Origin of the sequence: Halobiforma lacisalsi AJ5, from assembly GCF_000226975.2 — an archaeon.
GTDB classification, from domain to species: Archaea; Halobacteriota; Halobacteria; order Halobacteriales; family Natrialbaceae; genus Natronobacterium; species Natronobacterium lacisalsi.
This window is the reverse complement of sequence record NZ_CP019286.1, coordinates 197,160-216,196: the sequence shown is the minus strand read 5'-3', so window position 1 is coordinate 216,196 and position 19,037 is coordinate 197,160. Positions and strand designations below refer to the sequence as shown.

At 54.8% G+C, this 19,037-nt stretch carries 16 protein-coding genes and 2 pseudogenes; 9 read left to right on the top strand and 9 right to left on the bottom strand.

Annotation, left to right across the window (positions count from 1 at the left end):
- The first annotated feature begins 97 nt into the window (after positions 1 to 97).
- Positions 98 to 403 carry an IS66 family transposase gene (locus CHINAEXTREME_RS22585; protein ID WP_394329788.1) on the top strand — a complete coding sequence of 102 codons (306 nt, stop codon included), beginning with the start codon at positions 98 to 100 and terminating at the stop codon, positions 401 to 403.
- Here CHINAEXTREME_RS22585 and CHINAEXTREME_RS22580 read toward each other — a convergent pair.
- The 4 genes from CHINAEXTREME_RS22580 to CHINAEXTREME_RS21195 form a co-directional block, all read right to left on the bottom strand.
- Positions 362 to 496 carry a zinc-ribbon domain-containing protein gene (locus CHINAEXTREME_RS22580; RefSeq protein ID WP_152423907.1) on the bottom strand — a complete coding sequence of 45 codons (135 nt, stop codon included), beginning with the start codon at positions 494 to 496 and terminating at the stop codon, positions 362 to 364. The genes CHINAEXTREME_RS22585 and CHINAEXTREME_RS22580 overlap by 42 nt on opposite strands.
- A 221-nt stretch (positions 497 to 717) precedes the next feature.
- On the bottom strand, positions 718 to 1,155 hold the full coding sequence (locus CHINAEXTREME_RS21205) for a hypothetical protein (RefSeq protein ID WP_007143119.1): 438 nt from the start codon (positions 1,153 to 1,155) through the stop codon (positions 718 to 720).
- Positions 1,156 to 1,169: 14 nt separating this feature from the next.
- The gene (locus CHINAEXTREME_RS21200; protein WP_007143120.1) at positions 1,170 to 2,081 is read right to left on the bottom strand and encodes a ParA family protein; all 912 of its coding nucleotides are present in this window, start codon (positions 2,079 to 2,081) and stop codon (positions 1,170 to 1,172) included.
- A gap of 452 nt (positions 2,082 to 2,533) precedes the next feature.
- Positions 2,534 to 3,841 (bottom strand): tyrosine-type recombinase/integrase, encoded by a 1,308-nt coding sequence (locus tag CHINAEXTREME_RS21195; protein ID WP_007143121.1) that lies wholly within the window; start codon positions 3,839 to 3,841, stop codon positions 2,534 to 2,536.
- Between the two features lie 320 nt (positions 3,842 to 4,161).
- Here CHINAEXTREME_RS21195 and CHINAEXTREME_RS22055 point away from each other — a divergent pair, with 320 nt between their 5' ends.
- Positions 4,162 to 5,178 carry a hypothetical protein gene (locus CHINAEXTREME_RS22055; RefSeq protein WP_193790386.1) on the top strand — a complete coding sequence of 339 codons (1,017 nt, stop codon included), beginning with the start codon at positions 4,162 to 4,164 and terminating at the stop codon, positions 5,176 to 5,178.
- Positions 5,179 to 5,207: 29 nt separating this feature from the next.
- On the opposite strand, the gene CHINAEXTREME_RS21670 is transcribed toward CHINAEXTREME_RS22055, so the two are convergent.
- Both CHINAEXTREME_RS21670 and tnpC read right to left on the bottom strand, forming a co-directional pair.
- The gene (locus tag CHINAEXTREME_RS21670) at positions 5,208 to 5,498 is read right to left on the bottom strand and encodes a hypothetical protein (protein ID WP_152423908.1); all 291 of its coding nucleotides are present in this window, start codon (positions 5,496 to 5,498) and stop codon (positions 5,208 to 5,210) included.
- A gap of 52 nt (positions 5,499 to 5,550) precedes the next feature.
- The gene (gene tnpC, locus CHINAEXTREME_RS21185) at positions 5,551 to 6,987 is read right to left on the bottom strand and encodes an IS66 family transposase (RefSeq protein WP_029601814.1); all 1,437 of its coding nucleotides are present in this window, start codon (positions 6,985 to 6,987) and stop codon (positions 5,551 to 5,553) included.
- A 191-nt stretch (positions 6,988 to 7,178) separates the two neighbouring features.
- Here tnpC and CHINAEXTREME_RS21180 point away from each other — a divergent pair, with 191 nt between their 5' ends.
- The 5 genes and pseudogenes from CHINAEXTREME_RS21180 (at position 7,179) to CHINAEXTREME_RS21160 (ending at position 12,507) form a co-directional block, all read left to right on the top strand.
- Entirely contained in the window at positions 7,179 to 7,568 is a 390-nt protein-coding gene (locus CHINAEXTREME_RS21180; protein ID WP_007143118.1) for a hypothetical protein, read from the top strand.
- 183 nt (positions 7,569 to 7,751) lie between these two features.
- Positions 7,752 to 9,686, top strand: coding sequence for a hypothetical protein (locus tag CHINAEXTREME_RS21175; RefSeq protein ID WP_007143117.1), 1,935 nt, complete (start codon positions 7,752 to 7,754; stop codon positions 9,684 to 9,686).
- Positions 9,687 to 10,130: 444 nt separating this feature from the next.
- A complete protein-coding gene (locus CHINAEXTREME_RS21170) occupies positions 10,131 to 10,505 on the top strand; it encodes a hypothetical protein (RefSeq protein ID WP_007143116.1) in 375 nt (124 codons plus the stop codon).
- A gap of 97 nt (positions 10,506 to 10,602) precedes the next feature.
- A pseudogene (locus CHINAEXTREME_RS22380) lies at positions 10,603 to 10,907 on the top strand (type B DNA-directed DNA polymerase); the annotation flags it as partial.
- 382 nt (positions 10,908 to 11,289) lie between these two features.
- A complete protein-coding gene (locus tag CHINAEXTREME_RS21160; protein WP_007143115.1) occupies positions 11,290 to 12,507 on the top strand; it encodes an orc1/cdc6 family replication initiation protein in 1,218 nt (405 codons plus the stop codon).
- A gap of 327 nt (positions 12,508 to 12,834) precedes the next feature.
- Here CHINAEXTREME_RS21160 and CHINAEXTREME_RS21155 read toward each other — a convergent pair whose 3' ends face one another.
- The gene (locus tag CHINAEXTREME_RS21155) at positions 12,835 to 13,158 is read right to left on the bottom strand and encodes a hypothetical protein (RefSeq protein ID WP_007143114.1); all 324 of its coding nucleotides are present in this window, start codon (positions 13,156 to 13,158) and stop codon (positions 12,835 to 12,837) included.
- 140 nt (positions 13,159 to 13,298) lie between these two features.
- On the opposite strand from CHINAEXTREME_RS21155, the gene CHINAEXTREME_RS21150 reads away from it, so the two are divergent.
- On the top strand, positions 13,299 to 14,225 hold the full coding sequence (locus CHINAEXTREME_RS21150; protein ID WP_007143113.1) for a MarR family transcriptional regulator: 927 nt from the start codon (positions 13,299 to 13,301) through the stop codon (positions 14,223 to 14,225).
- Positions 14,222 to 14,892 (top strand): annotated as a pseudogene (locus CHINAEXTREME_RS21145) (DUF6036 family nucleotidyltransferase); the annotation flags it as partial. The gene CHINAEXTREME_RS21150 and the pseudogene CHINAEXTREME_RS21145, both read left to right, overlap by 4 nt.
- Before the next feature lie 78 nt (positions 14,893 to 14,970).
- Here CHINAEXTREME_RS21145 and CHINAEXTREME_RS21140 read toward each other — a convergent pair.
- Positions 14,971 to 16,659: a DUF4143 domain-containing protein gene (locus tag CHINAEXTREME_RS21140; protein WP_007143112.1), complete on the bottom strand. Its 1,689-nt coding sequence runs from the start codon at positions 16,657 to 16,659 to the stop codon at positions 14,971 to 14,973.
- Between the two features lie 90 nt (positions 16,660 to 16,749).
- Complete coding sequence (locus CHINAEXTREME_RS21135; protein ID WP_007143111.1) at positions 16,750 to 19,029, bottom strand: MBL fold metallo-hydrolase; 2,280 nt, start codon at positions 19,027 to 19,029, stop codon at positions 16,750 to 16,752.
- Positions 19,030 to 19,037: the final 8 nt, after the last annotated feature.

The window sequence follows — 19,037 nt, the reverse complement described above, 5'->3', positions numbered from 1 at the left end:
AGACCGACCCCGAGTCTTCGTGAGAGAGCACAGATGCACCGCTCATGCCAGAACGGGCTTAGATCGCTCGTGGGGGCGGTCAGTAACCGACGAACCAGTGGCAACACTACTCGGGAAAATCGAAGGAGGGATCGACCACTGGCTCACCTTCGTCGGTGAGCCAGCGGTCTCCCCGACGAACAACGCAGCTGAGAACGCACTTCGTGAACCAGTCGTTCTCCGGAAAATCATCGGGACACTCCGTAACGATCGAGGTATGTTCGTTCACGAGACGATCTTGTCCCTGCTGGCGACATGGCGCCAGCAGGGACGCAATCCCTACGAAGAACTTCGCCGAGTCGTCAACAACAATGAGATGATATCACGGGCTCACACTGAACCGGCTGTTGAGACTTCGGGGTAAACACGTACCAATATCTGAAAGCGCCTGACCACATGACCCACAGTAGTGATGAATGTCTTTGACTTGGTCTCCGCAATTCGGGCAGTAGGGCATACAGACTACTGCAACTTGCGGCTACACAGACTTTGCTAAGGGTCTCTTTTCAGGACGGATCATCGATAGGGGGTCGGTCTGACCTTTTCCACCAACGACTCGATAGTATAGTGAATGACGATTTATTTTGGCCTTCAAAAGAACAGGAGAGGGCCGATTCTGAGATCCTCGTTCGATGCCGGGCCACCCTCATATCATTCCAGATTCAATGAATCACTGATTCACTGATCGACGTCTTCCTTGGCGAGTTCGCGAATCTTCTCCTTCGTTTCTTCCTGGTGCTCGCCGAACGCTACCTCGAAAACACCGCGGTAGAAGTGCTTGTTTTTCTCCAGCGTGATGTCCTCGCGTTTGAGCTGCTTTTTCAGGCGAGTGAACGTGATCTCGATGTCCTCGCTTTGCTCCGGTTCAACGTATATCGTGGCTGAATCCCAATCTTCGCGGATGTTCAGCGGTTCGTCATCTGTCTCTCCTGCCTCACTGGTCGACGAATCAGTATCGGTCGTGGATGCGGTTCTCTGTTGATCTGATCGATCCTCGGTCGCTGCCGCAGTTTTACGACCTTGTTCTTCCGATTCCTCCGACGTCTCTGTGGTCTCCTCGTCTGTGACCGCGTCCTCTTCCCCTTCGTCTGAAGGATCCTCGAATCGCTCATCCATTCCTCGAGGCATACTTACACCTCCACCTGCGTTTTGTCGAACGCCCGTTCCATCGTTTCTGCAACCTCGAAGAAGATATCGCGCTCTACTTGCTGGTCGTTCGCGTCCTCCCATTCGAAAATATCTCGTCCGTTGTCCCACGCACGCTGGATCGCAACCCGCATCGGGAGTTTGAAAATCGGCGCCATCGACGCGAAGGACTCGTCGAATGCGTTGAGGAATTTTTCTGACTGACCGTCGTCCCGGTACATGTTCGCCAGGAGTCCAACGATTGCGATCTCGATCTGCTGGTTGTCCTCGATGGACTCCAGCTGGTCCCACAGGTCGTCAAGTGCATCCCGTGATGTTGCTTGGGTCTGTGCAGCCAGGAAGACGTTCTGAGCCGCGATGAAGGCCGCGTCCGTCAGGACTGAGAGGTCGGGAGGGCAATCGACTACGATAAAATCGTAGTTGTATCCGTCGTCAACCATCTCTTCAAGGGCGAATTTCAGCGAGAGACGAGCATTCGCATCGTCCATCCAATCTCGAGCAAGGCCCATGTCCTTGTGACTGGGAATCAGGTCGAAGTTCAGATGGTCGTACTCGTCGGCTTCGATCACGATCTCTGAAAGACTAGTATCGTGCGTACGCGGATTGTCGACGAGTACGTCGAGCAGATTCTCGTCATCGGTGACTAGTGTGTTGGGGAGGTCGTTCTTCGGGCTTGACGGATCGTTGTCGTCGCCCGGACCCAGTCCAAGCCCTTTCGTCATGTCGGCTTGTGGGTCCATATCGATTGCAAGAACATCGTGGTTGCGAGTGGCCAGTGCCGCGGCACTGTTGATCGTCGCGGTTGTCTTTCCCGTCCCGCCTTTCTGGTTGCCGAAGGCGATCGTAGGGATGCCAGTCGATGGTGTGACGCCCCATCCACGAGGTGATTCGGTCATAGTTCGATCATTGAATCAATGACTCATAAATCCATGTCAGACACTCAGTTGTATCTCTCTCAATACGATTCCGTCGTATATCGGCGTTTGAGGGGATGAAGGTTATGATTCTCTCTTTTTCGAGAACTGTCTTTGAATCATTGACTCACAGATTCATTGATTCACAACGTCAGGATTTCACTGATTCATTGACTCAATAATTTCGTGATGTGGGTCTGGTGTTTCTGAGTCCTCTATTCAATGATTCATGTACTCACTGATTCAGTGACTCAATGATTCTATGAGTCGATGAATCGACTCTCTCCATGGTGGCAAATGACACTATGGATCATGGATTCTTTGACTCATAACTTCCAGAAGTCAATACTTCATTGAATCTGCGACTCTGTGACTCATTGATTTAATCACCACCGAGAACAGACATCTGGAATGGGTTGACAGATGGGTTGATGTTACGTTCTCTCTCCGAAGGCTGCGTTAAGTTGGTCTCGCATGAACTCTCGTCGAACTCGACGAGAACGCGAGTCAGACAGGTAATTTTGCATCACTACCTGAGGATCGCTACTGCCTTGCTCTGCAGCGATTTCGTCGACACCTTCGAGAACGCCCTCAAGGACTGCTGTATAGGTATCGTACCAGAATCGACGACAGAGCTGTGGACTTGGTCGTTCACCCTCGATTCGCTCGGGGAGATCTGCTTTCAAGGCAAGATTTTGGAACCAATTCCGGATTGTATCTCGGGTCACGTACGGCGTTTCTCCCTGAGAGGAGGGGAACAGGTATCCAGTCCATGTATCGTCTTCGGTTAGCTCGTCGATTCGAGAGTCGAGCACGTCCATTCCGTACAGGAGAGACACCTCACCGGGCCCGTTCTTGCGGCTCTCGAACGTGATGAAGGGGATGTCGTCTTCGGGAACGTCACGGTGGAACTGCGATACATGGAGTGCGGCAACCTCACTCGCACGAAGTCCCCAGCCAGCCAACGCCACCACGAGCAGTTGTTCTCGCGTTGTCTCCGACGCCTGCATCAGTTTCCGAATCTGATTCGCTGAAAGCGAAGGAGTGGGTGAATCTTCGACTTCCCACTTGAATTCGTCGTAGAGGCCGCTCGCAGGGTTCATCGAGGCGACCCGTCGACCGACCAGATGCTGATACCAAGCGTCGACGACGCGCCGCACACGCTGGAGAGTCTGGGCGCTGTATTCGCGTTTAGTTCCCTCATTCAACCAGTCGAATGCTGCATAGCACGCGTCAACGGCTTCGTAGTCTGGATTCTCTTGATCTCGTTGAATCGGTGTAAGGAGGTCATCTGTCCCGTTAGCCTCTCGATAAGCACGGACGTAGAGGTTCAATCGCGTACGGAGCGCGTCGACGGACGACGTCGCAAGGCTGTATCGTGATTTCCGCCGGTTGAGGAACTGTTCAAGGGCGTCGATTGTTGCATCATCCGTTGTTGCCCATGTGTAGCCCTCTTCATCATCACCGAGATCGAGGTCCTCGTTCCAGAACTCCCCGAATGAGCGATCGTGATGGCGACGAAGAGCCGCGAGGAATGACCGCGCATCGTGATCCCGAAACCACTGGTAGGTCGGCTTCTCGCTTCTCGGATCGATACCCTCTGCTTCGAGGCAGGGGGCAATCTCGTCCCAGTACAGGTCCTTGAAGTCCTCAAGCGAGTACGAGGTCCATCGGACACCATCGAATGATGGTACCCGCTCAGCGTCGGTCTTACCATCCTGCTCGGCATCCGATCGACTCATTGTAGCGATCTCTGAGGGACTTGACCGTCCGAAATTGGATTGGTGCAGAATTCGGTTAGAAACCTAGTCGCGGCCCAGTATAGCGATTCTAAGAGTGGCATATTCGAGTCGTTCAGCGTTTCAATCGGATTCCTTATCAGTTTGTGGGTTGGGCAGACCAATTCAGTCTGCTAAACCCACGACAAATTGCGCGATAAAATGAGTCATGGGAATAAACTGTATACCGCGATACGAATGTCTTAGAGGAATTTAGATTGAGGTCATAATATGTCATCTTTTCCGATAGGCATTTGACCACGGCTATTATTGAATTACAAAATATGGTGGATGTTGAGTCTGTTGCCGTATTCAGTTGCGAAATGGGTGAGGAAATCGAAAATCCGTCCCCAGATCTTGTTGGCACGCTTGATGAGGACGATCTAGTTACCGACGCTGGTGCAGAAGCCGAGCGAATTGTCGCAAGCATGCTGCGGGACACACTCGGGCGACGTTACAATAGTGACGACACGAAGAATGCTCGCAACCACATCTTCACGGATGCTGCTCGTAGTGCATCGGTAAACCTTGAGGATGAGGACCGTACAACTGTAGAATTACTCGAAAGAGTTCGAGATGGGAGTGACATCGAAAGTGTTGGAGAGTCTCTTTCCCAGCTTTATCTTAATGAAGCACGCTCTGTATCGGACCTTCTCATCTATACTCAATTTAGCGAGTACGACGAAACCTTCGCCGCGATTCTAAAAACCCCCTACTTAGAAGGCGCTCACGAAATCGACCTCGACCACGAAGACACAGAAGCAGTATTCACCGAAAACGAGCGCGTTATCCAAGAAGAGACGGACAAAAGCGTCGTCTATCCTAAGTACGACAAATACGAGGAGGTAATCGACGAAAATAGTGCACAGCTGTATCAGGAGGGAGGGGCACAACACTACGCCAAGTATTGGTACGGGTTCCTGAATCTCAAAGCAGCTCCGCATCCGGACGAACTAGTTGAGTCTGCAATCAAGCAACGTGCCAGCGAAAATGAAACCTCGGCTGCTTATCCCACGTATGAGGACTTCACTGATGGGGGCCCAATTACGTTGGATGATGCCGATGGAACGGAGGTAGACGTTGATCAGGGAGACGTTAGTGTTCGAATTGCAGGGAAATCGATCCGTGTATCAATAAGTGAGTTGCGTGAAAGTGATAACGTCCAACTCGCACGAGACGGTGATCAGTTCTATTTGCTACTGTCTGACCTTCAGCCAGAACTCACAGTTGGAAGTGGGAATGGAAAACGCTCATTAGTAGATGACTTGTCCAGTGTTCCTGACATCCGCGATCTGTTCTAAACTATTCATATGACGCCTCGTGAGTTCATTCAAAGGATAGTCGCAGTTTCGAGTACTGGATCAGTCAATGATGAAGCCATCTCTAATCTCTCGGTCCAATCAAGAAGTACATGAGTAGATTGAGGATCAAAATTAGATTTTGCCTCAAAGAATGCACTATCTGATGCTGTTTCATTAGCAGGAAGGGGACCCCCTTCGCTTAGCAATCGTACGGTAGTTGCTGGCTCCTCGAGGAAGCTTACACCTAGGCTTTCCCCTCCTACAGTTTCAACCCCTTCTGTTTCTTCAATTGCATTTCCGCTTGCGCTGAGCTGAAACATCTTGCGGTAGAGGAGGCGATCTGTTTCAGTGGTATTAGAGAATGGTACGTGTTTACCCCGAAGTCTCAACAGCCGGTTCAGTGTGAGCCCGTGATATCATCTCATTGTTGTTGACGACTCGGCGAAGTTCTTCGTAGGGATTGCGTCCCTGCTGGCGCCATGTCGCCAGCAGGGACAAGATCGTCTCGTGAACGAACATACCTCGATCGTTACGGAGTGTCCCGATGATTTTCCGGAGAACGACTGGTTCACGAAGTGCGTTCTCAGCTGCGTTGTTCGTCGGGGAGACCGCTGGCTCACCGACGAAGGTGAGCCAGTGGTCGATCCCTCCTTCGATTTTCCCGAGTAGTGTTGCCACTGGTTCGTCGGTTACTGACCGCCCCACGAGCGATCTAAGCCCGTTCTGGCATGAGCGGTGCATCTGTGCTCTCTCACGAAGACTCGGGTCGGTCTCCAGCCACGACTGGAGACCGACGAACATCTGCTTGAGATACCGGTAAACGGGTTCTGCCTCCTCGTGGTCACTAGCAGCGTCTTCAGCTTCTCGGAGAAGATGTGCCCAGCACCGCTGAAGGTTACTGCTGAACGCTGGATACGCCGTCCACCCATCGCAGATGACCGTTCCCGGGAAGTCCTCGCCGAGGACTTCCGCGGGAACATCACTTCCACGACTCTCCCTTACGGCGTATAGCGTGTGCTCGCTCGTCCGAAACGTCCAAATCCACGCCTGCTCACCCTCGCGTTTGATACCGGTTTCGTCAACGTGAACGATCTCTGCTTGCTGAATCTGTCTTCGAATCTGTTCGTATTCGCAGCGACCGGCGCGCGCAGCGCGCTCGGTCGCGTGCCACGCGGACGCGCCCGAGAGTTCTAATCCATGCAGTTGCTCGAACCGGTCAGCGATTTTCCGGTAGGGGAGGCGGTGATCGTACCGAGAAAGTGCTGCTTGAGAGATGACGTTCACCCCGAACTGCCCCTCATCGGGGCAGTCGGGGTGTGTAGCAACGGTTTCTGTTCCACAAGAGCTGCACTGGTAGTAGTGACGGTTGTACCGGGTGATTTCTGGTGGCTGTGGATCGGGAACCTCCTCGACGAGTCGGGGGCTGACGCCCACCGACTCGTCGAAGTGTTCGCCACACTCGGGACAACAGTCACAGGTGACATCGATCTCTTTGTCGGGATCTGCTGTTGCACGCCACTCAGGGTCGTGACCGTCCTTCCGTCCGGGAGTACCGCCATCGGTTCGAACATTCTCGTCTTCGTCGTCCTGCGAGGTCGGGGACTCGTCAGTCCCCGACCGTCGCTTACTGGGCGGTGTATGCGGATTTTCGTATTTGCGAAGGCGTGTTTCGAGTTCTTCTATCCGCTCGTCCTTCTGATCGATTTTCTTGTCCTTTCGCTTGTTCTCCCGTTCGAGTTCTTCGACTCGTTGCTCAAGTTGGAGAAGCCGAGAAAGGAGCTCTTCTTTGGTGAAATCGTCTGCGTTCACAGACTCCACCAACCAGTAGTGACAGCAGAAGTAACGGGATGGGCTCCGGTGCGGAGCCCATCCCTGAGAATCGTATCCGAGGTCTGCTGCCTGTTCATATCGCGTCCGTTGAACGCTTCCTACGAGAGAGTACCGAAATCAGCCCGGGCTAAACACATACAGATATTGCAGAGTCAGAAAACGAGCCTCCGATGGCCGTCGATCGTGAAGGCTTCCTCTCGTTGCGCTCACTCTCGTACGTCAACAACCTACTGAACGGAGAGCAAGAGCTGGACAGAGACTCAGTATCGTATACCCAATTGTCGCGAGAAGTGAGTGCTGCTTTCGCAGATTTAGCCCGTCTGGCGATGGTGAAGGAGTTAGATCTGCTCCAACTCTGGGCGGCTGGTTCCAGCTCTACAGCCTTGGACACGCCAGTTGAAGACATGAGTAGCAACCAGTTCCGCGACTGGCTGGCCGCTATTGGCCTTTCTCGGACTCTACGGATGTACGACGAATCTCTCCACACGGAGTTCGAGGACGACTTCAACGAGCGACTTCAGAAGCTCCTCGAGATTGCCGGGGAGGAACTCGATAGTTAGGGGTGTGCCCAGCGAGAATCCTTGCCTATGCACGCACTTGTATCGAGGGATAACGTACGGCGAACGTCCTGAATCAAACACTCTAACGCTGTACGTACATGCTCCACCCTCGAAGGAGTGATCAGTTTCTAACCAGTCGATCAATCGAGACGATTAACTCGTCACCACCCCATAATCAGATAGATGGCTGGTGCTGATCATGATGACTGCTGCCGGGGTGCTCACGCAGCTTCCCAACAGGGCGAGTTCACTCAAGCAACCGTCTGGGATGCGTGCCGAGATGGGATTCAAGAGGCAATCGAGACACAGCTCGACGACGAGCAGGCACCACCAGTAATCATCGACGGCCTCCCCACGATCGGAAAAACGCGACACGCAAAAGAGATCGCGTTCGACCTAGATGTCTCGGCCGCAATCCTCACGCACCGGTATGAGACGCGGGACCAACACCTCGGCCTCGCTGCCGAGCATCAGAAAACGGTAGTTGAAGTTCCAACGCTCGACCGGGACTGTCCAACCCGCCGAGGAGAGTACGGATCCGATTGGGCCGAGCGAATCAACGACTATCGGTTGCGGGGCGCCTCACCGACGTATCTTCACCACTATTTGCAGGATGTGCTGCCCTGTATGCAAGATGGTGACTGTCCATACCTCGCACGCTGGGACGCGGTCGAAGAAGCGGACGTCATCGTCGGCGGGCCAGCCCACGCCGCCCTTGACCGCGTCGTAGACGACCGCGTCGTCATCTTCGACGAAGACCCAGGAACCGCCTATCGAACGGAATTTGACGCAAATCAACTCTCAACAGCGATTTCAACCTTTCTCAGCAAGAACGAAGACTTGCCGATAGACGACCACTTTGGGTTGATTGGGGCTGCAACAAATGAGGGGATGGAGGCAATACGAGATGCGATTCGTGACGAACTCTCAGACAACACCTCTATTGCCCGTCCAACGGAGGCAGTCGACGATGATGACGGCCATGCCGAGGCCCCGACTGCAGTGCTCGCTATGCTCGAACTCGGCGGACCGATTATTGGTGATACCGCACCGACGGAGTATGACTGGGACGATCAGCTTCGGGAGGAAGCAGGACTTGATTATGTCGAGCTTCCAGACGGGTCACAGGTTGTCTACGATCACGCCGAATCACGGGTCGTCATCCGACGGCCGCCGACTCTTGATGCTGCCCGCGCAGTAGTTGGACTCGACGGAACGCCGGTCGAAGAACTCTGGCGCGGACGGCTTGGCGTCGACGAGATAGTGAGTTGGCGGATCCTCTGCGATGACTGTCGGGCCCGGTATCTCCGTGACGTCATCGGCTACGAGTTCGTACAAACGACCTCGCACGTCAAGCCATACAGCAGTGGTGAATACGTCAATCGACGGGGCGACTTCGGGGTGATCGAGGCGGTCGCAAATCGCCACGATACAACACCAGGCGTCATCACGACCAAGAGTGCAGCTGAGCGTCTCTTCGAAGAGCCATCCAGTGAGCCATTTATCGACATCGAACGAGTGACTGACCAAATTGCGGACGTCAAACACTACGGCGCGCTCCGGAGTAGCAACGACTTCACAGGGACGGAGGTGGGGGTCGTACTCGGTTCCCCCCATCCGGGAGACCGTCCGCTTCAGATTACGGCCGCACTGGAAGGCTTCACGGCGGTGAGAGGTGACGAGGGGAAGGGAACAGACCTCGACTACGGGATTCCTGAACGGCCGTTCCTCCGACACTATCGCGAACACAAGATTGCCCAAGCTGTCCTCCGGTTCGGCCGAACGACGGCTGCGACGGTCTACATCCACACAGGGATACTCCCTGAGTGGTTATCCGAGATGGTCACGGTCGGACCAGAGGCTGTCACGATCGAAGAACGCTCCGAGGGGCAACGTGGTGTGATTCGCGCGCTCCTGGACGAGGGCCCAGGGACAGCCGCCGAGATCGCGAATCGAGAGGGAGTCTCTATCGGTGAGAAGCAAACCCGGGACTGGCTGAAGCGACTCCGGTCGGAAGGGTATGTCTCCCGTGATGACTCCCAGCCATACACGTGGGGTGCCAACGGACTGGCTGACGCTCCGCATACCGCCCACGTGCGGCTACCTGAACTCGAGTAGTGGCGAAAGTATTATCACCCCCACCAATACGCTATCGTTTGATTCTCCGTGAAATCACAAGCAGCTCGCGGCGGCCCGCCTCGCGTCGGTTTCACGCCATCCGAATCCCCATCTCTAACGCTGAATCAGACCCTTCCTACGTCTGGAGTGTACTGACTTCCCTTCGCTAAACTGAGCCACTACGTATAGAGTTCTATACGTCCTACCTCAGACTTCCTGACCTTCCCTCTCTTTTCAATCGGAACTGGTCCAAAGCGACTCACTGTGACCTGTCCCTTTCTGAACGATGCCTGAACTTCCACCGTTGAATCGAGACATGCATGTCCATCGTTGAATTTCCCTGGGTGATTGGGCCATCGCGAGGCGGGCCGGCGCGGGGGCGCGCCTCACCGGAGGTGGAGCGCGCCCGTCGCGAGGTTGCGACGGGGCGCGCGGCCACCAACTATGAGCTCGAAACGCGACATCCGATCGACGGACACAACCGATGCACAGACGAACGATCCGACGCCCCGGTTCGAACAACCACTCAGTGACAACCAGATCTGGACGATGCTCCAGACGGCCGCGAACAGCGCCCGGATCATGCCGATCGTGAAGGGTGACTGGGAGTCGTCGACGCGCTCGTACGAGACGCGTGAGGATGCAGCCCGCGCCCTGATCTTCGACCTGAGCTTCTACTCCGACTATCGGCTTAGCCAGGTTCGCCGGCTGTTCCAGCAGACCGCAATGCGGGACGTCCTCACCAAGACGGAGATCGACGACATCGTTGAGGAGGCCTATGTCCAGCAGAACGGACGGAGCTATCCAACGTTCGCATAACGTTGAGGTAGGCCGGTTACGAAGTGCTTCTCACGGGGCGGGGCCTGCGGAGATTCCTAGAAGTCCGGGACTGAAGCAGGAGATCCGCTGACACCGAAAAGGCCACACACAGAAGACGCAAAACGTGGCGGCGCTCAAACGAGCTCGCGATCAGGATCTCACTGTCCATCCAGAACAAGACATCGAATATGTGGTCGTTGACAACGAGAAGGACTTGAGAGAGCGGATTGCATTGGCCCACGAAGAACTTCAGGCGTACGATCCAACTATGAGACGAAACTCGTTCGAGCCGTTGAAAGTGTACTGTCGCCGCTAGGCTGGGGTAGTACGGATATTCAACGGGAACTCTGCGAGACTCGTGAACTGGACCTAACGGTCTTCACAAGAACCAACAAGGATTAACCAACAGACCCTGAAGACACCCTGTTTGTTGGTTAAAACAAGTTGGTCAGAGATCGAAAAGGAACTAGCAAAGACACACCCCCCAGTGTGTCCAGTGTCTTTGACCATAGACAGAGTGAGAAGCTATTACCGTGCAGCTCTAGCTCTCAGCTACCTCAACAACGTGTTTTCTAGATATCGTTCGGACTAGTCTAGCGTTATCGGACTTAAATCTTTCCCGCGTTTAGAGTTCTTCGTGAAATAGAATACATCGTACTTTCCGTGAGACACTGGACATACTGGGGTGGGAGAGAACGGGTTTCGGCAGGACACTAGACACACTGGACACACTCGACGCGATGGTTTTATGTAGGTTCACAAATAGTCCCAAACAACGATCACTATGGGGTTGTTCCAACCTGACACAGACATCTTTCGTAACCGGGATGCTCTTCGGGAAGATTATCAGCCTGAGGAGATTGTCGGTCGGGATGACGAACTCCAGCAGTATATTTCCGCACTTCAGCCGGTCATCAACGGTGATCAGCCGCCAAACGTATTCTTATATGGGAAGGCTGGTGTCGGCAAGACTGCTTGTACCCGCTATCTTCTTAGCGAACTTAAAGCAGATGCCGCCGAGTACGATATTGATCTCACTACGATTCGGACTAACTGCGAGGATCTGAGTACGAGCTATCAGGTTGCGATTCAACTAATCAACAAACTTCGTGATCCTGACGATCAATTGAAGCCGACTGGGTATCCTCGACGTCAAGTGAACGAATGGCTATGGGAAGAACTCGATTCGATCGGCGGAACGATCATCATTGTCTTTGACGAAGTCGATCATATTGAAGACGATTCGATTCTCTATCAAATTCCCCGTGCTCGAGCGAACGGCAACCTAACGGAGTCTAAGGTCGGAATTATTGGGATCTCAAATGACTTCAAATTCCGCGAAAGTCTGAGTTCGAAGGTTCAATCAAGTCTGTGTGAAAAGGAACTTCAGTTCCCGGCTTACAACGCGAACGAACTTCGCGATATCCTCCGTCAACGTGCTGATATCGCCTTTTACGATGGTGTTGTACCGAAGGAAGTGATTGCGAAGTGTGCAGCGTTTGGTGCAAAAGATGCTGGTGACGCCCGCCAGAGCCTCGATTTGCTCATGGAAGCTGGTGATATTGCTGTTGAGCAAGGTGCTGAAGAAGTTACCGAGACGCACGTCGACGAAGCGCGGGCATCGCTTGAGCGCAGTCGCATCGTTGACGGCGTTGCAGGACTCACTCAGCAAGGGCATCTTGTCCTCTATGCGTTAGTGATGCTCCACGAAGAAGGTGAAACGCCGACTCGAGCACGCACGATTCAGGATCGGTACGAGATCGTCTGTGAACGAGCGGCGATTGATCCGCTTGTTCCCCGACGGATGCGGGATCACTTGAACGAACTCGCCATGTTGGGGATCGCGAGTCGAGTAGAGCGAAACAAGGGCGAGGTTGGTGGGCGGTACTACGAATATTCGCTCGATACGAGTCCTGATCTGTTGCTCGAGGCCCTTGATGAGACAGTGGACATGGTAGGGGTCACTGAGGCAATTCAGAAGCGGCTCAATCAGAGCTACTAGCCGTTAGACACTGGACACAGTGGGGTGTCTCCAAGGCTCGGTCAGTTGCAATCCAAACTGAAGTCAGACACTGGACGCACTGGGGTGTGATAAAATCGTCTCTGAAGACACTGGACATGGTGGGGTGTTCAGAGTTCTGCCGAACTGAGACACTGGACGCACTGGGGTATGTTTAATCGACACTGAACATACCGGGGCGCGTTGACAAGCAGTACGACCCACTAGGATACGAAGACACTGGACATACTGGGGTGGTCTCTCTCGAGTCCTGAGGTGCTTCTCTTCGCACACGGAGTGTGGTGAAATCGAAATCTCTCCAGTTGCCCCCTACTCGTCGGAATTGACTGGTCCTTTGTATTTGGACTTGATCTGATCCCCTTCTCGCCACTGCCAGTAGTAGTAGCGGTTGTCGTTGATCTCTTTGATCGTGATTGTCGCCTTTGACGGGACGTCATCTGGGAGATCATCCGGTCGTTCTTTGACCTCGTCTTCGCTGTCTTGCTCAGCGAGACGGGCTTCACGCTCGCGGTACTCGGCCAGTTTCTCAGCGTAGTTGGCGACGTGCTGAAGACGTTCGGGTGAATATTCGTCAAGCGTATCGACGATGTCGTTGGGGAGCTCCGATGGGGGCGTCGGTGGCTCGTAGGACATTGAGACCAATCCGTATTAACCAACACTAGACATCAGTATAGTTTTGTTGGTTAAACCCTCCGAGCTACCTATCAAAATTTCCACTGGTCGTAACACTACTTGAACCTTCCTTATAAAGAGGTTTCGTACTATGTTACACCATGCTCCGGCGCATCGAACTCGAGGTCCTCGCCACGGTCGACCGCGGCGACACGATCTCCGAACTCGCGACGAAGCTCGACCACAGCGAGAGCTACCTCTCTCGGGCCGTCAGCGACCTCGTCGAGAAGGGGCTCGTCTACACGGAACGCGACGGGCGGCGAAAACGAGTCATCCCGTCGGATGCTTGCACCGTCGAACTCTATCAGGACCTCGTCCGCCAGCACTCCCACATCGACTTCCCCGAACTGCTGACCGGCAAGGCACTCGAAGTGCTGTACTACCTTGACCAGCCGCAAACCGTCTCCGAGATCGCCGACCGGAGCGACAACTACCGCAACACGGTCAACCGCGTCCTCAAGCGGTTTCGCGACCGTGGGCTCGTCGGGACCGTCGACGGCCACTACGAGTTCAACGCCGATTTCGACCGCCTCCACGAGTTCGCCCGTGAACTCGCACATCATCTACATCGCCAGCGCCTCGAAGCCGTTGCCCCGAAGGGTACGATTCTCTGGGAGGACTACGACGAATTCCTCGCCCAGACCGAGACGGAGATCGACGCAGAGGCGTTCCACGAAACCGGCCTCACTCGGTTCGCAGCCTTCGACCTCCAGTTCCTGCTCACCGGCCACCGCTACTACGTCTCCTCCGAGGAACTTGACGAAGTCTCGCCGGCGGAGCTCTGCTGTCACACGCTGCTGATCGACGACGGCAGCCGCCACCGCTCGTACTGTCTCCTCCTGCTCAGCCACGTCGACGTCGACGAGGCGGACCTCCGAGAGCAAGCGGCGAAGTATGGCCTCGAAGACGAAATCGACGCCTTGCTCCACTACCTCGAGACGCACGGCGAGGTCGACGACGACCGGCTCCCGGAGTGGGACGAGTTCCAGGAGCTGGCGGCTGATTACGAGGTGGATCTACCACAATAAGACCAACATTCGGGCGCAAGTACATTGAGAACGAGTTCCAGCGAATCGCGGATGGCCTCTCAGCCCCGCTCACGGTCTACCTGATCGGTGGTGGCGCGATGTCGCTTCGCGACCTCAAGGGGGCGACGAAAGATATCGACCTGGTCGTCCCGAATGGCGACGCGTACGGCCAGCTGTGGGCCGTCCTGATGGATCTCGGGTATGCGGAGGTTCAGTCGTTGGATCCAGATTACCAAGCGCTGGGGCGACGAGCTGCGTCGAGAACGACGATGGGTGTCGGCTCGACATTTTCAATCAGCAGGTCGTGAACAAGCTCGTCCTCACCGATGGGATGCAAGAGCACGGAGAGCCGTTCCTCAACCCGGACCGACTGACGGTCCGGCTGGTCAGCAATGAGGATATCTTTCTGTTCAAACTGATCGCCGGCCGCGACGACGATATCGAGGACATGAATATGCTCGTACAGGCCGGTCTCGATTACGATGTCGCCCGGGATGAACTCGAAGCCCAGATCGAACGCCTGGGGGACGATCAGTTCGCCACGTTCGCGAATGAGGCCTTGGTCGAACTCGAGGAGCGGTACGGGGTGACCATGCCGATCGAGGGCCGCGTCCAAGAGCTCACGAATAGGTACTACCGGGGTTCGTACCTGTTGCCGGACGCGGACTGTACCTCGTAGCGGCCACCTTTCGAGAGGAGTGAGACGTCCATCGCTTCGAGTCGCCAGCGAAAATGAATTCAAGATTCAACAGATCAGTAAGAATAGCCAATATGGAAGATAGCAGACATCGCTATCGTCATAGGAAATACGCAGCGAACCCTGCTCGAGTATGTCTTTCGGAAGACTATCTGTGATGATGAACCGGCAGGGTGCTTTGTAGTTGTAGTCTTGTAGCTCCTCGCTACCGGGTTTCGTGTGTTGGCCGACCGCAGGATCGAATTCGATCGCAGTTTGTTCGGCAGCGTCCGTATTGGGATGGTAAGAGAGTACGAACGGCAGAACGTTTCCCTCGCACTGTAGGACGTAATCCACGAGTCCAGAGTTCGTCTCGCAGTATTCAACGTCGTAGGCGCCGACGGTGAATGCGAGACGCTTTGCGTGGTCGAACGCGACCGTTCTGGCCAATTTATACTCGAATTCGTGATTGAGTGTACCTTCGTGACTGTACTCCTCGAATCCATAGTGTTCTTGACGCTGTGATAGCAGAACAACGTGCCGGGGATTGCGGAGATACAGACGAGTTCGTCGATATCGACGAAGCGAGTAATCGTGGGACTCGGACACTGCAATTCCCTCATCCAATGCCTCGAGATAACTGTCGACAGTCCGACGATCGACACCGATTCGATCACTGATATCCGTGTATCGAAGTTCCTCGCCGGCTTGACTCGCCGCAATCGAACTGAGTTTGTGCAGATTTTCAGGCTTTTGAATGGATTCGTGCTTCGCTAACTCCTTGTACAGATACAGCAAGAAGTATGATTTAGTGAGTTCATTTCGTACTGACGCGTCACTGGCACGGTGTACCGTCCCGCCGATTTGCAAGTACTCACGAGACGCATCGTGGAGGTCATCTCGCTGACTCGGTGAGAGGTGTTCAAAATAGAGCTCATTGAGGGACGCGATCGCGTCATCGATACTAGCACCACCGTCTCTCAAATCGAGCGACCGTCGAACCGCTTTGATCGGTGCTGGTCCGGGTAATCCGTCTGACTGATATGCTTCAAGTTGCTCCCGGAATTCGGAGCCGAGGTCCACTTGGAGGCCACCCTCGCCGGAGCGATGTTGAACCGTATCAACGAATTTCATCGGGAGCACTGGTGTGGGGCCTTCGAATGCGTCTATTTCGTCGGCATCTGATCGAGTCTTGAGATCGACTTGCGAAGCGACGATTCCAGTGAGAAACAGATATGTTCGCTGGTCGACTAGATCGAGAAGCTCATTGTGTTCGTCTTCCTTGAGATTGAGCGCACCGATGTCGTCCAGAAATATGTACTTTTGACCTCGCCGCGGAGCAACGTGTGAGTCGAAGTAGTCTACGACTTGCTTCAACCGCGTAATCGCATCTTCTGGCCGCTCTAAGTGATAGAGCGACGCTTCGAGTGGGACATATAGTATCTGGCGTGGCGATACTGATCCTGCGATTTCGTGATCGCGTCCTCCTCCCGGAAAATCGGTTGTATCCAGCAGTGCCGCGATGAGCTGCTGGAAGAGAGTCGTCTTTCCCATTCCGGTCTGTCCGTAGATCTGGTAGACGAGATTTTCCGTGCCGTTTTGTCGCGCTTGGTCGACCGTTTTGAGAAGTTGGTGAAAGTCGGAACGCGGTGTGAGTGAGGCAGCTTCCAAGGCTGTCGCCGGTCGCTCCTCCCTCCACCACTCATTGTGGCGCTTAGCGTCGGCGATAAACTTCTCTTCACTACCTGCGTCGGTCATTGTCTCTCCTTTTTAGCGGTCAGCATAAATATTCGTGCATCTCAATTGCGCTATTTCGATTTTCTCGTAGATAGACTGTACTACTACCGATTACAAGACTTGTCGCACAAGAGCCGCTTGAACGACTTCGTCCTTCGTTTCGTGAGGGCAGTTCTCGTTCTCGGTCGTCGCAACGATGAGTTCGTCCATCTCCTCGAGGGTACTGACCGGTAGCTCGCGATCATCGACATCGAGACCGATCGCATCGCAGAGTGTCTGAACGACGAAGGACTCCGCGTCCGAGGCGTCATCGTTCGCAGCAGTAGTTGCGATGAGCTTCTCGAGTGCCGGATCGGCATCGATCGTGAGTTTTCGTTCTATGATTCCTTCCCATTCGGACCACGGCTGGTTGCCCCGTAGCACTTCCGTGAGGTACGTTTTGACTGCCGACTCGACGAACGCTGCGGTCGATTCGCCCTCGGTACTGGCCCGGCGTTCGGCGAGTGTTCGAATTGCGGGATCGATCCGAACTGTTTCGTCGGTCACCGTCCCTGTTGTCTCTTCAGCTATAGTTTTGCTCATTGTCGAATCCGAATCTTCCGTATTCTTGTCCTCGGTCTCGCTCTCAGTTTGCTCCGTGTACGAGACTGCAGTCGATTCATCAGTGGTTTCCGTCTCGGTAGCCGATTCGTCCTCTCCGAGGCTATCAGCATCTTTTCCGCTGGCTTCCTTCGATTCAGCTTTCGATGTCCGCTCGGCAGTAGTATCATCCGAGGAGGTATTGCTCTCCGTTGACGCCGACTCGCACAGCACGTTGACGACCGTCGGATTCACGATCTCGTCAGGCACCTTCGACGGATTCGGCGTCACATACTTGGTGTCGTTCGATGGCTGATCGACAGTTCGATACAATCCGCCATCGGTCGCATGAGTTGGAGCGACGTGTGCGTTCTGCGTGGTAGTTGTCTCCGTTTCGGGCTCTACGGATTGAGTCGCCACTGCCTCCTCGGGCTGAGATCGACCGATATGGAGTTCTTCGCGGAGCCGAGCGACGTCTACGCCTTCTTGTTCGAGGGTGGCCGTCCCTCGGCGCTCGAGTACCGGAACGCTCGCTGCCGCTTGCAGGATCCCGTCTCCGACGTCGATCGTGCTCCGTTGCTCGTCGCAATTACGCACACGTCGCTTCGCGGCATCACCGATCCAGTCCGGTGCACAGAAGTTTCCGTCCTGATACAACTGCTCCGTTCCGGAACTGCCGGTTGCCCACGTATATGCGTCCCACTTGTCTTTATACCGCTTCAGGGATCGGCCACGCTGGTGCGTGATGACGACGTGGGTCGGAGCGATCGTTTCGACGACCTCGTCGAGAACCGCTTCGGTCGGATGGTTCGAAAACGTGAACGACGAAACGGTGCCAGCGAAGTCGCCGGCGTCTTTCGCAGTCGTGGTTCCGCCCTGAACCTGTATCAGCGTCGCATTCCCGTCGTCACGTATCGCCTCGAAGAGCCGTTCGCTGCTTCCCTCGGTCGGAACCTCCGGCCCGGCGATAGTTACGGTCCCTTCCTCGAGGCAGTCGTGAGGAATCGCGAACTCTGGGATGGTCTCCACGTTCGGATAGTCATATTCCAATGCATCGTAGAGTTTCGCGACTTGTCCGACGAGAGTAACTGGAACTGAATAGCCGAGTTCGTGTTCGATCGAACCGAGAAGCGTTGCGAGGTGAACGCCAGTCAGTCCACTTGCCGTACAGAGCGTCTTCGAGCCAGCGTTGGCACGAGCGGCGAGCGTCTCGACGATATCAGTGATCGTCTCGTCGACGCCATCGTTCGTCGCGGCCGTGAGGAATAGTGCATCGACCTCGAGGAACTGTTCCGGATCGAATCCGATGTATCCGCCAGCGTCGCGTCGTGTGAAGTCCCCGGTAGCGAGCGCACGGAAACTCTCCTGTCCGTCGCGGGCTCGAATCAGGAATCCGCACGCCCCTGGCGTATGCCCCGCTGGCACGGGGGCTACACTGATGTCATCACCGACGACATCGGCCCAGTCGTCGATCGCTTCGACTCGTTCGAGTATCGAGTCAGGATCTGACATCGAATGGTGCCGTACACCTTCTGCTAAGACGTCCTCGAGGATCGCCGCTGTCCCGGGGGACGTGAAAATCGGTGCCCCGTCACGATGGGCCTCGTCCAACGATTGGTAGTGATCGAGGTGCGCGTGGGTGAGGAGTATCGCTGCCAAGTATTCGTCGTCACCGAGTAGTGTCGATGTGTCGACGCCGTCCCCCGCATCGACGAGAATGCAGGGAGTCTGCCGTTCGTACTCTCGTTGAACCCGAAGAAGAAACGACTCGTTGCCCGCCCTCGGATTCGCATGTTCGTAAGAAACCTCCATATTATGGA

Coding starts and splice junctions, on each gene's coding strand:
- CHINAEXTREME_RS22580 (WP_152423907.1), bottom strand. CDS start 496: ATGCCCTACTGCCCGAATTGCGGAGACCAAGTCAAAGACATTCATCAC.
- CHINAEXTREME_RS21205 (WP_007143119.1), bottom strand. CDS start 1,155: ATGGATGAGCGATTCGAGGATCCTTCAGACGAAGGGGAAGAGGACGCG.
- CHINAEXTREME_RS21200 (WP_007143120.1), bottom strand. CDS start 2,081: ATGACCGAATCACCTCGTGGATGGGGCGTCACACCATCGACTGGCATC.
- CHINAEXTREME_RS21195 (WP_007143121.1), bottom strand. CDS start 3,841: ATGAGTCGATCGGATGCCGAGCAGGATGGTAAGACCGACGCTGAGCGG.
- CHINAEXTREME_RS22055 (WP_193790386.1), top strand. CDS start 4,162: ATGGTGGATGTTGAGTCTGTTGCCGTATTCAGTTGCGAAATGGGTGAG.
- CHINAEXTREME_RS21670 (WP_152423908.1), bottom strand. CDS start 5,498: ATGTTTCAGCTCAGCGCAAGCGGAAATGCAATTGAAGAAACAGAAGGG.
- CHINAEXTREME_RS21180 (WP_007143118.1), top strand. CDS start 7,179: ATGGCCGTCGATCGTGAAGGCTTCCTCTCGTTGCGCTCACTCTCGTAC.
- CHINAEXTREME_RS21175 (WP_007143117.1), top strand. CDS start 7,752: ATGGCTGGTGCTGATCATGATGACTGCTGCCGGGGTGCTCACGCAGCT.
- CHINAEXTREME_RS21170 (WP_007143116.1), top strand. CDS start 10,131: ATGAGCTCGAAACGCGACATCCGATCGACGGACACAACCGATGCACAG.
- CHINAEXTREME_RS21160 (WP_007143115.1), top strand. CDS start 11,290: ATGGGGTTGTTCCAACCTGACACAGACATCTTTCGTAACCGGGATGCT.
- CHINAEXTREME_RS21155 (WP_007143114.1), bottom strand. CDS start 13,158: ATGTCCTACGAGCCACCGACGCCCCCATCGGAGCTCCCCAACGACATC.
- CHINAEXTREME_RS21150 (WP_007143113.1), top strand. CDS start 13,299: ATGCTCCGGCGCATCGAACTCGAGGTCCTCGCCACGGTCGACCGCGGC.
- CHINAEXTREME_RS21140 (WP_007143112.1), bottom strand. CDS start 16,659: ATGACCGACGCAGGTAGTGAAGAGAAGTTTATCGCCGACGCTAAGCGC.
- CHINAEXTREME_RS21135 (WP_007143111.1), bottom strand. CDS start 19,029: ATGGAGGTTTCTTACGAACATGCGAATCCGAGGGCGGGCAACGAGTCG.